Source organism: Streptomyces sp. 1331.2 (assembly GCF_900199205.1).
Taxonomy (GTDB): Bacteria; Actinomycetota; Actinomycetes; order Streptomycetales; family Streptomycetaceae; genus Kitasatospora.
The window spans coordinates 4,361,698-4,375,747 of record NZ_OBMJ01000001.1; the positions used below are offsets into that span (position 1 = coordinate 4,361,698).

Genomic DNA, 14,050 nt, shown 5'->3' on the forward strand with positions numbered 1-14,050 from the left:
TGCCAAGCCCCGCCGAGCCCTGCCGGGCCACGTCGGTCAGTCCTGGGTCAGTCCTCGGTGCTTCCGGACTGCCGCGGCAGCGCCAGCGCCACGGTGTCGGCGAACTCCCGCACCGCGCTGGTCCGGCTCACCACCCGGCCGCTGTGCACCACCAGCCGGCTGTGCCCGCCCGCGAGCGCCCCGGTCAGGCTGTCCCCGCGCACCGCCAGCAGCTCCGCCGGGAACCCGGCGTCCACCCGGACCGGCGGCAGCCCGAGCGCCGCCCGGGCCTGGTTCGCCACCGCGTCGTACGCCGCCTCCGGGCCCAACTCCCCGCCCGCCGCCAGCAGGTACGCCGACTCCAGCGGATCCGCCCGGCCGACCGGGTTGGACGGGTCGCGCAGTGCCCCGCTGCCCGCCGCCAGCGGCACCTGCGCCGCCGCCAACTCCCTCAGCAGGCCCGGCCGCAGGCCCGCCGCCCGGCCCTCCAGGCCGGTGCAGCCGCCGTTCTGCGGCAGGCAGACCACCCGCACCCCGCTGGTCGCCAGCACCGTCGACGCACCGCGGGCCAGCGCCCCGCACGGCCCGAGCGTCACCCGCGGCCGCAGCGGCGCCAAGGCCCCTGCCAGCCGGGCGAGTTGGGCGGCGTCACCGGCGGTGGTGTGCAGGTCCACCGGGCAGTCCGCCTCCCGGGCGGCCTCCAGCAGCAGCTGGACGTACCCGGCCGGGTCCGGGTCCAGCTCCGGGCAGCCGCCGGCCGCCGTGGCGCCCAGCTTGAGCGCCTCGCGCAGCTGCGCCCGGCCGTCCGCACCGGCCCGGCCGGTGAGCAGCCGGGGCATCGCCACCGCCTGCAGGTCGGCCAGCCCGCTCAGCGCCTGCCGGGCGGTGAGCACCGCCTCCAGCCGGCGCAGCCCGTGCACGTCGCCGATCCGGACGTGGGTGCGCTGGGCGGTGGCGCCGTAGCCGAGCGAGGTGAGCGCGGCCTCGGTGACCCGGCGGGTGAGATCGGTCTGGGTGTCCGGCGGCGGGGCGGGCAGGGCGGCGGAGAAGGCGCTGTCGTAGTGGGCGTGAGCCTCGGCGGGGGCCGGGAGCAGCAGGTAGCCCCTGAGGTCGATCCGGGCGCCGGTGGTGACGGTGGGGGCGCCGGGCAGGGCGGGCAGCGGGCCGAGGCTGCCCACGGTGCCGACGGCCTGGATCCGGTCGCCGCTGATCCGGACGTCCACCACCCGCCCGTCGGCCAGCCGGGCGCCGGTGAGCAGCAGGACCGGTCCGTGTCCGAGCGGGTTGGCGGCCGAGCCGGGCCCGTGGTGCGGCCCGTCCGCGGCTGCGCTGTCCATCGCCGGCTCCTTCTCGTGCCGGCCCCGTGCGGTCGGCCGGTCGATCCCGATCAATGAGGGTCGAGCCTATGGCGCACGGGGGCGGGGCGCCGGGAGGCGGGCAATAGTCGTATCGGGTCGGGCCGTGTTCCTGCCGCCCCCGGCCCTACGGCTCGCGGGCCGATCGAACGCCCGGCCTTGGATCGCTCGTCCGTGCACGTCGCCCACCTGCGGTCTTCGCCGCGGGATACGGATTTCACCTCCGGGCGCGAAACGTGTAATCTCTTCCTCGTTCGCCCCTATAGCTCAGTCGGTAGAGCGTCTCCATGGTAAGGAGAAGGTCTGCGGTTCGATTCCGCATGGGGGCTCTGGTGAGAAGTGGTCAGCTTCGGCTGTGCTGCGGATCACTGTGGCGGTGTAGCTCAGTTGGTAGAGCAAGCGGCTCATAATCGCTGTGTCACCGGTTCAAGTCCGGTCACCGCTACCCCGCGTAGTCGGTCGGGAGATCGCACTCCCGGTCGGCTACTCTTGTTGTGTTCTTATTCGTTGTCCAAGGAAGGCACTCCCGTGGCTGCCACCGACGTCCGCCCGAAGATCACGCTGGCCTGCGTGGAGTGCAAGGAGCGGAACTACATCACCAAGAAGAACCGGCGTAACGACCCGGACCGTCTTGAGATGAAGAAGCACTGCCCCCGCTGCAACTCGCACACCGCGCACCGCGAGACCCGCTGACCCTCTCGCAGGGCATCGGGCCTGTGTGAAATCAGGTCTTCGACTCCGGGCCGCATCCCTCATGAGGGGTGTGGCCCGGAGTCATTTTCGTATCCGTCCGCTTCGTATCCACCCGCGTTCCGAGGAGCTGCCATGGCACTCGACCCCTCCTTCATCGGGCGTAGTTACCCGCCCACCGAGCCGTACGAGGTCGGCCGGGAGAAGATCCGTGAGTTCGCGACCGCGATCGGCGACGCCAATCCGGCGTACACCGACGCGGAGGCGGCGAAGGCGCTGGGCCACCCGGACGTGATCGCCCCGCCGACCTTCCCGTTCGTGATCACCTACCGCGCGGCCGGCCAGGTCGTCCAGGACCCGGAGCTGGGTCTGGACTTCAGCCGGGTGGTGCACGGCGACCAGAAGTTCGCCTACACCCGCCCGGTGCGGGCCGGCGACCGGCTGTCGGTCGCGGTGACCATCGACAACATCAAGTCGCTGGCGGGCAATGACGTGCTCACCGTGCGTGGTGAGGTGACGGACGCGACCGGCGAGCACGTGGTGACGTCGGTCATGACGCTGGTGGCCCGGGCCGCCGACGAGGCAGGGGAGTGAGCGCGATGGCGATCAGCTACGACGAGGTCGAGGTCGGCACCGAGCTGCCGGCGCAGTCCTTCCCGGTGACCCGCGACACACTGGTGCGCTACGCGGGCGCCTCCGGCGACTTCAACCCGATCCACTGGAACGAGAAGTTCGCCCTGGAGGTCGGCCTGCCGGACGTCATCGCGCACGGCATGTTCACCATGGCCGAGGCGATCCGGGTGGTCACCGACTGGGTCGGCGACCCGGCCGCGGTGGTCGAGTACGGCGTGCGCTTCACCCGTCCGGTGCCGGTGCCCAACGACGGGGTCGGTGCGGTGGTCGAGGTCTCCGCCAAGGTCGCCAAGAAGCTGGACGACCGCAGGGTGCAGGTCGACCTGCTGGCCACCACCGGCGGTCAGAAGGTCCTCGGGATGTCCCGGGCGGTCGTCCGGCTCGGCTGAGCCGTCCGGTCCCTGGTCCGAGCGTCCGAGCGTCCGAGCGTCCGAGCGCCTGAGCGCCTGAGCGCCTGAGCGTCCGAGCGGGTGCGGAGCGGAAGGTCCCGCCGAAAGGAAAGCGTGTCCTTTCGGCGGGACCTTCCCCCGTACGCTGGTGGGCGTGCTGGTAGAAAACGACGCCCCCCTCGCCCCGCTGACCACGCTCCGGCTCGGCGGCCCGGCCCGCCGGCTGGTGACCGCCCACACCGACGACGAGGTGGTCGCCGCCGTCCGCGAGGCCGACGCGGCCGGCGAGCCGCTGCTGGTCCTCGGCGGCGGCTCCAACCTGGTCATCGGCGACGCCGGCTTCCCCGGCACCGTGCTGCGGATCGCCACCGAGGGCTTCGTCCTGGACGGCACCGCGCTGGAGGTCGCGGCCGGCGAGACCTGGTCCGAGGTGGTCCGCCGGACGGTGCTGGACCACGACCTGGCGGGCATCGAGTTCCTGGCCGGCATCCCCGGCTCGGCCGGCGCCACCCCGGTGCAGAACGTCGGCGCGTACGGCCAGGAGGTCGCGCAGTCGATCACCGAGGTGGTCGCTTACGACCGCACGGCCGACGAGGTGGTCACCCTTTCGAACGCCGAGTGCGCGTTCTCCTACCGGCACAGCCGCTTCAAGGCCGAGCCGGACCGCTACGTGGTGCTGCGGGTCCGCTTCCGCCTGGAGGACGACGGCGGGCTCTCCACCCCCATCCGCTACGCCGAGACGGCCCGGCAGCTGGGCGTCGAGCAGGGCGACCGGGTGCCGGTCGGCGCGGCCTGGAACGCGGTGCTGCTGCTGCGCGCCGGCAAGGGCATGGTGCTGGACCCGGCGGACCACGACACCTGGTCGGCGGGCTCCTTCTTCACCAACCCGGTGCTCACGGCCGCCCAGTACGAGTCGTTCCGGACCCGCCCGGGCACCGAGAACGCCCCCGCCTACCCGGCGCCGGAGGGCTGCACCAAGACCTCCGCGGCCTGGCTGATCGACCGGGCCGGCTTCGGCAAGGGCTACGGCAGCGGCCCGGCGACGCTCTCCACCAAGCACACCCTGGCGCTCACCAACCGTGGCTCGGCCACCGCCGAGGACCTGCTGGAGCTGGCCCGGGAGATCCGGGACGGGGTCCGCGAGGCCTTCGGGGTGGAGCTGGTGAACGAGCCGGTGATGGTGGGCGTCGCGCTCTGACCGGCCCTAGGCGGTGACGGCGGTCGCGTCGGCCGCGTCCACAGGGGCGGCGTGGCCGTCCGCCAGCCAGGCGTCGATGTCCGCCAGCAGCTCCTTGCGGACCGACTCCGGCGCGACCGAGCCGCGCACCGACTGCCGTGCCAGCTCGGCGAGTTCGGCGTCGCTGAAGCCCAGGACGTCCCGGACCAGCTCGTACTGGGCGGCCAGCCGACTGCCGAACAGCAGCGGGTCGTCCGCGCCCAGTGCCAGCGGCACCCCGGCGTCGAAGAGCCGGCGCAGCGGGACCTCCTCGGGGTGCTCGTAGACCCCGAGCGAGACGTTGGAGGAGGGGCAGACCTCGCAGGTGACCTGGCGGTCCGCCAGCCGCTGCATCAGCCGCGGGTCCTCGGCGGCCCGTACGCCGTGGCCGATCCGGGTGGCGCCCAGGTCGTCCAGGCAGTCCCGGACGGACTCCGGGCCGGCCAGCTCGCCGCCGTGCGGGGCGGCCAGCAGCCCGCCGTTGCGGGCGATCGCGAAGGCCCGGTCGAAGTCCCGGGCGAGGCCCCGGCGTTCGTCGTTGGACAGGCCGAAGCCGACCACCCCGTGGTCGGCGTAGCGGACGGCGAGCCGGGCCAGCGTCCGGGCGTCCATCGGGGACTTCATCCGGTTGGCCGCGACCAGCACCCGGATGCCCACCCCGGTGGCTGCGGCGGCGTGCTCCACCGCGTCCAGGATCAGCTCCAGGGCGGGGATCAGCCCGCCCAGCCGGGGCGCGTACGAGGTCGGGTCGACCTGGATCTCCAGCCAGCGGGAGCCGTCCCGCCGCTCGTCCTCGGCGGTCTCCAGGACCAGCCGGCGGATGTCCTGCTCGTCCCGCAGCACCGAGCGGGCGGTGTCGTACAGGCGCTGGAAGCGGAACCAGCCGCGCTCGTCGGTGGCCCGCAACTTGGGCGGCTCGCCGGAGCTGAGCGCCTCCGGCAGCCGGACGCCGTGCTTGTCGGCCAGCTCCAGCAGGGTGGCGGGGCGCATCGAGCCGGTGAAGTGCAGGTGCAGGTGGGCCTTCGGGAGGCCCCTGACGTCTCGCGGGTTCAACAGGCGTTCCATCTCCCGATACTGCCGTATGCGGCCCCGAACGGGAACCGCCCTCTTTTCATCCCCCGAAGGGGTGAAAGAGGGCGGTGTGCCGGGTGAATCCCGTATGTCGGTTTGACGACAGGCGTCAGTCGCGGGCCTCGCCGAGCAGCTTCTGGATCCGGCTGATGCCCTCGACCAGGTCCTCGTCGCCGAGCGCGTAGGAGAACCGCAGGTAGCCGGGGGTGCCGAAGGCCTCACCGGGGACGGCGGCGACCTCGACCTCGTCCAGGATCAGGCTCGCCAGCTCGGCGGAGGTCTGCGGGCGCTGACCGCGGATCTCCTTGCCCAGCAGGCCCTTGACCGAGGGGTAGGCGTAGAAGGCGCCCTCGGGCTCGGGGCAGACGACGCCGTCGATCTCGTTGAGCATCCGCACGATGGTCCGGCGGCGGCGGTCGAAGGCGGTGCGCATCTCGTGCACGGCGGACAGGTCGCCGGCCACGGCGGCCAGGGCGGCGCGCTGGGCGACGTTGGAGACGTTCGAGGTGGCGTGCGACTGCAGGTTGGTCGCGGCCTTGATGACGTCCTTGGGGCCGATCACCCAGCCCACCCGCCAGCCGGTCATCGCGTAGGTCTTGGCGACGCCGTTGACCACGATGCACTTGTCGGCCAGCGCGGGCAGCAGGGCCGGGAGCGAGGTGAAGGTCGCGTCGCCGTAGACCAGGTGCTCGTAGATCTCGTCGGTGAGCACCCAGAGGCCGTGCTCCAGCGCCCAGCGGCCGATCGCCTCGGCCTCGTCCCGGGTGTACACCGCGCCGGTCGGGTTGGACGGCGAGACGAAGAGCACCACCTTGGTGTTCTCGGTGCGGGCGGCCTCCAGCTGCTCGACCGAGACCTTGTAGCCGGTGGTCTCGTCCGCGACGACCTCCACCGGCACACCGCCCGCGAGCTGGATCGACTCCGGGTAGGTGGTCCAGTACGGGGCCGGGACGATGACCTCGTCGCCCGGGTCCAGGATCGCCGCGAAGGCCTCGTAGATCGCCTGCTTGCCGCCGTTGGTGACCAGTACCTGGGAAGCGTCCACCTGGTAGCCGGAGTCGCGCAGCGTCTTCGCGGCGATCGCGGCCTTCAGCTCGGGCAGGCCACCCGCCGGGGTGTAACGGTGGTTCTTCGGGTCGCGGCAGGCCTCGACGGCCGCCTCGACGATGTAGTCCGGCGTCGGGAAGTCGGGCTCGCCGGCGCCGAAGCCGATCACCGGTCGGCCGGCCGCCTTGAGGGCCTTGGCCTTGGCGTCCACGGCGAGGGTCGCGGACTCGGCGATCGCGCCGATCCGGGCGGAGACCCGGCGGTCGGCGGGGCGGATGGACTGGTCGGGCTGCGGGGTGGAAGCGCTCATGCCTGCATCGTCGCAGAACCCGGACGTACCGGGCGGCGCGGTTCCAGTATCCGTACGGTTCCGTCCGGATCCCGGCCCCTGGCGATCCGTCGGCGGACGCCCCGTCGGACCGCACATCCGCCGGGCGTCGCAGCCTCCCGGGAGAAGACGTTCGACCAAACCCCCCTCGACCACGTACACTCGCTGCTCGACGGCCCGCCGAAAAAGACCGGAGCTTTCACCGCTGTTACGGACAGCGGGGGGAGATGCGGTAGGTTGGTCGCCACCGGAGCCGCGAGGCACCGTAGGGCAATAGCTCAATTGGTAGAGCACCGGTCTCCAAAACCGGCGGTTGGGGGTTCGAGTCCCTCTTGCCCTGCTGCTAGATCCGTTTTCAGCCCGTTCGCTCCACAGAGCGAGCGGGCTTGATGCGGAGATGGCACCGATCAGCACCGCTACGCCGGCTCTGGTCGTGCCCCCTTCGGGTGCGCGGCGAAGACCGGCAGGACCCGGATTCAGGTGAGGACGAGTGACGGAGACCACGGGCTCCACCGCAACGCCTGAGAGCGGCAACCCTGAGGGTGCCGACGGCGCTGCCGAGACCACGCCTGCCGACGGCGAGAAGAAGTCGGGCAAGCGGGAGAAGAAGTCCGGCAAGCGGGCCAAGAAGGGCCTCTTCGCCCGGATCGGCCTGTTCTACCGCCAGATCATCGCGGAGCTGCGCAAGGTCGTCTGGCCGACCCGGAGCGAGCTGACCAACTACACCGCGGTCGTGGTCACGTTCGTCGTGGTCATGATGGCCATCGTGGCCGGTCTGGACTACGGCTTCTCCAAGCTGAGCCTCTGGATCTTCGGCTGACGCAGCCGCCCACCTTCGAAACAGCTTCCCGACCCGGGCCGACCTTCGGCCCGGGTCGAGCTGTCGGTGGCGGTCGTACGCGCCGTTACCGTTGACTCGGTACTGTTGAAGTCTCCGAGACCTCAACCAGGCGCCCGCGTCAGCGGCAGCGTGCCGGGGCCGGTTCCGGAGCGCGCCACCTTCACCATCTCCAGGAAAGAAGCAGCCACCGTGTCTGAGTCCCCCCTGTACGACGCCGACGAGACCGTCCGCGAGGCGGATGTCGCCGCCGAGCTGGACGCGGCCGAGCTGGCTGTCGACGCCGAGTCCGCCGAGCAGATCGCGGACGCCGCGGACAGCGACGAGGACGAGGTCGAGGCGTACGACGAGGCTGAGGCCGGCGAGTCCGCCGGGGAGGCCGCGCTGGACGTGGAGGGCGAGGTCGAGGCCGCCGCCGAGGAGGGCGAGGTCGAGGCCGCCGCCGAGGAGACCGAGGCCGAGGTCGAGGCCGAGGAGCCGGCCGTCGAGGTCGACCCGGTCGCCAAGTTCCGCGAGGACCTGCGCTTCATGCCGGGCGAGTGGTACGTGATCCACACCTACGCCGGCTACGAGAACCGGGTGAAGCAGAACCTGGAGCAGCGCGCCGTCTCGCTGAACGTCGAGGAGTACATCTTCCAGGCCGAGGTGCCGCAGGAGGAGGTCGTCCAGATCAAGAACGGCGACCGCAAGACCATCCGCCAGAACAAGCTCCCCGGCTACGTCCTGGTGCGCATGGACCTCACCCCGGAGTCCTGGGGCGTCGTGCGCAACACCCCGGGTGTCACCGGCTTCGTCGGCAACGCCTACGACCCGTACCCGCTGACGCTGGACGAGGTCGTCAAGATGCTCGCCCCGGACGTCGAGCGCCAGGCGGCCAAGGAGGCCGGCAAGCCCTCGCCGGTCAAGCCGAGCGAGATCCAGGTGCTGGACTTCGAGGTCGGCGACTCGGTCACCGTCACCGACGGCCCGTTCGCGACCCTGCAGGCGACCATCAACGAGATCAACCCCGACTCGAAGAAGGTCAAGGGCCTGGTCGAGATCTTCGGCCGGGAGACCCCGGTCGAGCTCTCCTTCGACCAGATCCAGAAGAACTAGTCATACCGTCTTCGGATTCGGGGCGGGGCCGAGCGCCCTGCCCCGAATCCGTTTTGGTCCAGCGGCGCAGACGCGTTAGCCTGGTCCGATGTGTGTGCTGGCGGCCGGGTGTCGCCCCGGTTCCGCACGCACCAGCAATCACCTCTCGGAAGGACCCGGAGAGACATGCCTCCCAAGAAGAAGAAGGTCACGGGGCTTATCAAGCTCCAGATCAACGCCGGTGCGGCCAACCCGGCGCCGCCGGTCGGCCCCGCGCTGGGCCAGCACGGCGTCAACATCATGGAGTTCTGCAAGGCCTACAACGCTGCGACCGAGTCGCAGCGCGGCATGATCGTGCCGGTGGAGATCACGGTCTACGAGGACCGTTCCTTCACCTTCATCACGAAGACGCCGCCGGCCGCGCGCCTCATCCTGAAGGCCGCCGGTATCGAGAAGGGCTCCAGCGAGCCGCACAAGACCAAGGTCGCCAAGCTCACCAGCGCCCAGGTCCGCGACATCGCCACCACCAAGATGCCCGACCTGAACGCCAACGACCTGGACGCGGCGGAGAAGATCATCGCCGGCACCGCCCGGTCGATGGGCATCACCGTCGAGGGCTGACCAGCTCTTTTCGTCCCTGTGGTAGGGCCTGCGCAGGCCCGTGACACCACAACTCCATTCACCATTCAGGAGCAGCTATGAAGCGCAGCAAGGCTCTGAAGGCCGCGGACGCCCAGGTCGACCGCGAGCGCCTTTACGCCCCCCTCGAGGCCGTCCGCCTCGCCAAGGCCACCAGCACCACCAAGTTCGACGGCACCGTCGAGGTCGCCATGCGTCTGGGCGTCGACCCGCGCAAGGCCGACCAGATGGTCCGCAGCACCGTGATCCTCCCGCACGGCACCGGTAAGACCGCTCGGGTCCTGGTCTTCGCGACCGGCGACCGTGCCGAGGCCGCGCGTGCTGCCGGCGCCGACATCGTCGGCTCCGACGAGCTCATCGACGAGGTCGCCAAGGGCCGTCTGGACTTCGACGCCGTCGTCGCCACCCCGGACCTCATGGGCAAGGTCGGCCGCCTCGGCCGCGTGCTCGGTCCCCGTGGTCTGATGCCGAACCCGAAGACCGGCACCGTGACCCCGGACGTCGCCAAGGCTGTCAACGACATCAAGGGCGGCAAGATCGAGTTCCGCGTCGACAAGCACTCGAACCTGCACTTCATCATCGGTAAGGCCTCCTTCACCGACGAGCAGCTGGTCGAGAACTACGCCGCCGCGCTGGACGAGGTGCTCCGCGCCAAGCCGTCCGCCGCCAAGGGCCGCTACATCAAGAAGACCGCGTTCTCGACCACCATGGGCCCCGGCATCCAGGTGGACCCGAACCGCACCCGCAACCTCCTCGTCGAGGAGGACCCGGCCGCGGTCTGAGCCTCCGTGCTCTAGAGCAGTCCGTACGACGGGCCCGTACCCCTTCACCGGGGGTGCGGGCCCGTCGTCGTTGCCGGATCGGGATCCGGGCGGATGGGAACGGTTGCCCGGGGCGTCGTACGCTCTGCCGGTCAGATCATGTGGAGAATCCATGACCGTCGGAGAGTGTCGTGCCGCCCGCCCCCCGCTCCGCCGCCCTGTTGGCGGCCCTGCTGCTGCTCGGCGGCGCCACCGGCTGCAGCCTGCTGGCCGCCCCGGACACCCGCACCCCCGGCAACCCCGCGCCCGTCCCGCCCAAGCAGGTGGTGCTGACGGCCGCGCAGGCGCTGGACGACACCGGCGGCGCCCGGATCGAGGTGGTGCAGGAGGGCCCGGACGGCCGGCGCACCGCGAGCGGCACGCTGGTCTGGGGAGCCTCTGACGAGGGCGCTCTGACCCTCACCGACGAGGCGGGCGCCGGGCACCTGGCCCTGAAGGACGGCGCGGTCGACCTGGTCTACCAGGGCGGCGCGGCCAAGCACGCCGACCGCTACACCGCGGAGTCGCTCGACCCTCAGGCCGGCCCCGCCCCGGACGGCTACGCCGGCGGCTGGATGACCGCGCTGGTCACCGACCCGGGCAGCCGCGCCTACGCGATCGCGCAGACCGTCAGGCTGGGCTCGCTGGGCGGCGAGCAACTGGCCGGAACGACCGTCGCGCACTACCAGGGCTCCGCCCCGGTGGACGAATTCTTCGGCGCCGACAAGGAGTTGAGCCCGCAGCGGCGCTCGGCGACGGTCGAGTGGTACCGGCAGCGCGGGGTGGCGGCGATCGGCTTCGACGTCTGGGTCGGGCCCGGCGAGCGGCTGTTGAGACTGCGTGAGACGGCCCGGGGCAGTGCCGGAACCATCGTGACCACGACGGATGTCCCCTCCATGGGGACGGGCGATCCGGCGCCTGCCGCAACTGGCTGACAGGAGAGGGATATCCGGTGCGTGGCGGCTCCGGCGATCCGTTAGAGTCCGCCTGAGCAAGGCCTGAGAAGAGCTGAAAATCGGCTCTTCCATGGATCGGATCTGATCTCACGGGGGTACCTCCATGCGCGCTGTGCGCCTCGCCTCGGTCGTCGCGACGACGGCCCTCCTGCTCGCCGGGGCCACCGCCTGCGGCGGCGGCAAGGGCGGCAACGACACCAAGACCGGCGACGCCAAGGGCAGCGACGCCAAGGGCGGTGACCCGATCGCGGCCGCGCTGACCGGTGACCCGAAGGCGGCCCTGGCCGCGTCCGCGCTGGTGATGCAGAAGGCCGGGAACGGCAAGGTCAGCATGATCAGCCCCGGCGACGCCAAGGGCGGCGGCACCGGCGACGCCGACTGGAAGGACCCGGGCAAGGCGTCCGTGGACCTCGCCGGCGACATGGGGGGCAAGAAGATCAAGATCCGGGTGATCGGCCCGGACGCCTACCTCGGCGGCGACGACGCGGCCCTGGCCGGCAAGCACTGGGTCAAGCTGCCCGCCGGGAACGAGGCCGGCGACGGCTTCCGGGCCGCGGGCCAGATGCTGAACCCGGTCGTGGTGCTCACCGTCGCGGCCCAGAGCGGCAAGCTCTCCAAGGTCGGCCAGGAGAGCCTGGACGGCGCCCAGACCACCCACCTGCGGGCCGTCGAGGACACCTCCGCCCTGGTGGCCGGGATGTCGGCGCTCCCGGCGGACCAGCGCCAGGCCGTCCAGAAGACGCTGGAGGAGGACGGCAAGACCCTCACCTTCGACTTCTGGCTGAACGCCAAGCAGGAGCTCGTCCAGTACCAGGAGTACGGCGACACGAACGGGGCGAAGGACGCCGTCACCGTCAAGTACTCGGGGCTCGGCAAGGCCGCCGCGATCACCGTGCCCGCCGCCACCGACCTCGGCAGCGAGGCCGACCTCCTCAAGCTGCTCGGCTGATCGGCTGATCGGCCGGGTCACGAACGGAGCCCGGGGGGCTCCACCCGCACGACCGGCTACCACCCCGGGCGCACCGCGCGCCCGGGGGTCCTCAAGGGGGGAATCATGGCTGGAACCCGCAAGACCGCCACCGCTGTCGTCCTCGCCGCCCTGGCGCTGACCGCGACCGCGTGCAACGACAGCAACGACGGCGGCCGGAACGCCGCCCCGGCCGCGCCGACCACCGCGGCCGCGGTGGTCGGCGCGCCGACCTCCACCACGCCGTCCGCCGACGCGCCGTCCACCGGCGCCAAGCCGGTCAAGCTGACCCCGGCGGTCCTGCTGGAGCAGGTCACCCAGAAGACCACCGCCGCGAAGTCCGCGAAGATCTCCGAGGTGATCACGGTCGGCCAGGTCACCCTGAAGGGCAAGGGCGCGGTGTCCTGGGCCGACGGCCTCCAGGGCGACATCACCATGGACCTGTCCGACTCCCCGCTGGGCAGCGTGCTGGCGCCGGTCACCGGCGGCAAGACCGCGCCGTACCGCTACACCAAGGACGCGATGTACATGCGCCTGGGCGGCGACGCGGTCGACGCCTTCGGCGGGCGGCACTGGCTGCACTACAGCAAGACCGACATGGCCAAGGCCTCCGGCGGGTCGACCGACCAGCTCAAGAGCGCCGACCCGGTGCAGGGCGTCCGGACGCTGATCGCCGGCGGCAAGGTGACCGAGGTCGGCCAGGAGACCGTCAACGGCAAGGCCACCACGCACTACACCGGTGAGCTCAGCGCCGACGACATCGCCGGCGCCACCGGCACCGGCCTGACCCAGGACGAGCTGGCGCAGATCAAGGACAACCTGACCACGGCCGGCGTCACCAGCGAGACGATCGACGTCTGGGTCGACGCCGACAAGCTGGTGGTCAAGCGGACCGAGCAGGCGGACACCAAGGTCGGCGCGATGACGGCCACCGTCAGCTACTCGGACTACGGCACCCCGGTCAGCACGACCGCGCCGGACCCGTCCGACACCGTGGAGCTCTCCGAGCTGGCGAAGCTCGACAAGGGCGCCACCGGCTGATCGCGCCGCACCGGCGCCCGACTCGGCCGACCCGGTGGATCCGCCCGGCTCGAAGGACTCAGCCAGGGGGCCGCCACCGGGCCGGGCGGGCAGGGGTGGCATGGTGGCCGGGAGCAGGGCGAGGAAGGGAACGGGCGTGGCAGGACGGCAGCGGTTGGCGGCAGTGGCCGTCGTCGCCCTGCTGGCGAGCGGGCTGAGCGGCTGCAGCGGGGGAGACGACGGCTCGGCCGCCGCCTCGGGCAGCCCGTCCCCGAGCAGCGCCCCGCCGAGCAGCGCCTCCCCGAGCCCGGCCAAGCCGACCGACCGCTCGCCGCACGGGGTGCTGCTCTCCGCCCAACTGGCCATGCAGACCGCCCGCCGGGCCAAGGTCAGCTACCGGCTCGGCGCCGACGCCGGATCCGGCCCGCTGTTCTGGCAGCCCAAGACGGCGCTGCAGATCAAGCGCTCCACCCTGGCCGAGGCCGAGCAGCTGATCGTCGTGGACACCGTCGCCTACCAGGGCGGCGACGCCGCCACCGCCGCCCGGCAGGGCGGCAAGCACTGGGAGCGCTTCACCGTCCCGCCGGACCCGGACGGCCGCAAGGAGGTCCCGTACGCGGGGCTGGTCGACCTGCTGAACCCGGTCGAGGCGCTGGCCGCGGCCGGCGCCGACGGGGTGGACCCGGTCTTCGTCGGCGAGGAGAAGTACGAGGACTCGACCGTCGAGCACTACCGGGTCACCACCACCGCCGAGAGGTACGCGGCCGCCCAGACCCAGCTGCCGCAGGCCCGGCGGGACGGGCTGCGGGCCGCGCTCGCGCCCGGCGGCTCGATCTCGCTCACCCTGGACCTCTGGCTCAACGACAAGGACCAGCTGGTCAGGCTGCAGCGCACCGGCACCGGGGACAGCGGCCGGGCGGACGACTCGGTGCTCTACACGGACCTCGCCGGGGCACTGCTCTCGGCGCAGGCGCCGGCCGAGACGGACACCGTGGACACCGGCGTCCGGACGGTCTCCCCGCTGGCCCGCTGAGCCGGGCCGGCGCGG

The 14,050-nt window shown here is 71.9% G+C and carries 15 protein-coding genes and 3 tRNA genes; 15 read left to right on the forward strand and 3 right to left on the reverse strand.

Going from position 1 to position 14,050, the window contains the following annotated elements; translation table 11 throughout:
- Window positions 1-47 precede the first annotated feature (47 nt).
- Window positions 48-1,316, reverse strand: a complete 1,269-nt coding sequence (locus tag CRP52_RS18615) for a hydrolase (RefSeq protein WP_097240170.1) — start codon at window positions 1,314-1,316, stop codon at window positions 48-50.
- Between the two features lie 274 nt (window positions 1,317-1,590).
- Between CRP52_RS18615 and CRP52_RS18620 the strand changes: the two genes are divergently transcribed.
- The 6 genes from CRP52_RS18620 (at window position 1,591) to CRP52_RS18645 (ending at window position 4,244) form a co-directional block, all read left to right on the forward strand.
- Window positions 1,591-1,663, forward strand: a tRNA-Thr gene (locus CRP52_RS18620).
- Between the two features lie 43 nt (window positions 1,664-1,706).
- Window positions 1,707-1,779 (forward strand) — tRNA-Met (locus CRP52_RS18625).
- 83 nt (window positions 1,780-1,862) lie between these two features.
- Window positions 1,863-2,027: a 50S ribosomal protein L33 gene (gene rpmG, locus CRP52_RS18630; protein WP_006604855.1), complete on the forward strand. Its 165-nt coding sequence runs from the start codon at window positions 1,863-1,865 to the stop codon at window positions 2,025-2,027.
- Window positions 2,028-2,159: 132 nt separating this feature from the next.
- Entirely contained in the window at window positions 2,160-2,618 is a 459-nt protein-coding gene (locus tag CRP52_RS18635) for a MaoC family dehydratase N-terminal domain-containing protein (protein ID WP_097237452.1), read from the forward strand.
- A 5-nt stretch (window positions 2,619-2,623) separates the two neighbouring features.
- Complete coding sequence (locus CRP52_RS18640; protein ID WP_097237453.1) at window positions 2,624-3,046, forward strand: MaoC family dehydratase; 423 nt, start codon at window positions 2,624-2,626, stop codon at window positions 3,044-3,046.
- Between the two features lie 154 nt (window positions 3,047-3,200).
- Complete coding sequence (locus CRP52_RS18645) at window positions 3,201-4,244, forward strand: UDP-N-acetylmuramate dehydrogenase (protein WP_097240171.1); 1,044 nt, start codon at window positions 3,201-3,203, stop codon at window positions 4,242-4,244.
- 6 nt (window positions 4,245-4,250) lie between these two features.
- On the opposite strand, the gene CRP52_RS18650 is transcribed toward CRP52_RS18645, so the two are convergent.
- Both CRP52_RS18650 and CRP52_RS18655 read right to left on the reverse strand, forming a co-directional pair.
- Window positions 4,251-5,327 (reverse strand): adenosine deaminase, encoded by a 1,077-nt coding sequence (locus CRP52_RS18650; protein WP_097237454.1) that lies wholly within the window; start codon window positions 5,325-5,327, stop codon window positions 4,251-4,253.
- Between the two features lie 115 nt (window positions 5,328-5,442).
- Entirely contained in the window at window positions 5,443-6,690 is a 1,248-nt protein-coding gene (locus CRP52_RS18655) for a pyridoxal phosphate-dependent aminotransferase (protein WP_179852846.1), read from the reverse strand.
- 285 nt (window positions 6,691-6,975) lie between these two features.
- Here CRP52_RS18655 and CRP52_RS18660 point away from each other — a divergent pair.
- The 9 genes from CRP52_RS18660 (at window position 6,976) to CRP52_RS18700 (ending at window position 14,035) form a co-directional block, all read left to right on the forward strand.
- Window positions 6,976-7,048: transfer RNA gene (locus tag CRP52_RS18660), tRNA-Trp, on the forward strand.
- A 150-nt stretch (window positions 7,049-7,198) separates the two neighbouring features.
- Window positions 7,199-7,528: a preprotein translocase subunit SecE gene (gene secE / locus CRP52_RS18665; protein WP_097237456.1), complete on the forward strand. Its 330-nt coding sequence runs from the start codon at window positions 7,199-7,201 to the stop codon at window positions 7,526-7,528.
- 210 nt (window positions 7,529-7,738) lie between these two features.
- Entirely contained in the window at window positions 7,739-8,641 is a 903-nt protein-coding gene (gene nusG, locus CRP52_RS18670; RefSeq protein ID WP_179852847.1) for a transcription termination/antitermination protein NusG, read from the forward strand.
- Window positions 8,642-8,806: 165 nt separating this feature from the next.
- Entirely contained in the window at window positions 8,807-9,241 is a 435-nt protein-coding gene (rplK, locus tag CRP52_RS18675; protein WP_030232334.1) for a 50S ribosomal protein L11, read from the forward strand.
- A gap of 77 nt (window positions 9,242-9,318) precedes the next feature.
- Window positions 9,319-10,041 (forward strand): 50S ribosomal protein L1, encoded by a 723-nt coding sequence (gene rplA, locus CRP52_RS18680; RefSeq protein WP_045693072.1) that lies wholly within the window; start codon window positions 9,319-9,321, stop codon window positions 10,039-10,041.
- Window positions 10,042-10,211: 170 nt separating this feature from the next.
- Window positions 10,212-10,994, forward strand: a complete 783-nt coding sequence (locus CRP52_RS18685; RefSeq protein ID WP_097237457.1) for a hypothetical protein — start codon at window positions 10,212-10,214, stop codon at window positions 10,992-10,994.
- 124 nt (window positions 10,995-11,118) lie between these two features.
- Window positions 11,119-11,964 (forward strand): hypothetical protein, encoded by an 846-nt coding sequence (locus tag CRP52_RS18690; protein ID WP_143685781.1) that lies wholly within the window; start codon window positions 11,119-11,121, stop codon window positions 11,962-11,964.
- 105 nt (window positions 11,965-12,069) lie between these two features.
- A complete protein-coding gene (locus tag CRP52_RS18695) occupies window positions 12,070-13,023 on the forward strand; it encodes a hypothetical protein (protein ID WP_097237459.1) in 954 nt (317 codons plus the stop codon).
- A 136-nt stretch (window positions 13,024-13,159) separates the two neighbouring features.
- On the forward strand, window positions 13,160-14,035 hold the full coding sequence (locus tag CRP52_RS18700; protein ID WP_143685782.1) for a hypothetical protein: 876 nt from the start codon (window positions 13,160-13,162) through the stop codon (window positions 14,033-14,035).
- The last annotated feature ends 15 nt before the right edge of the window (window positions 14,036-14,050 follow it).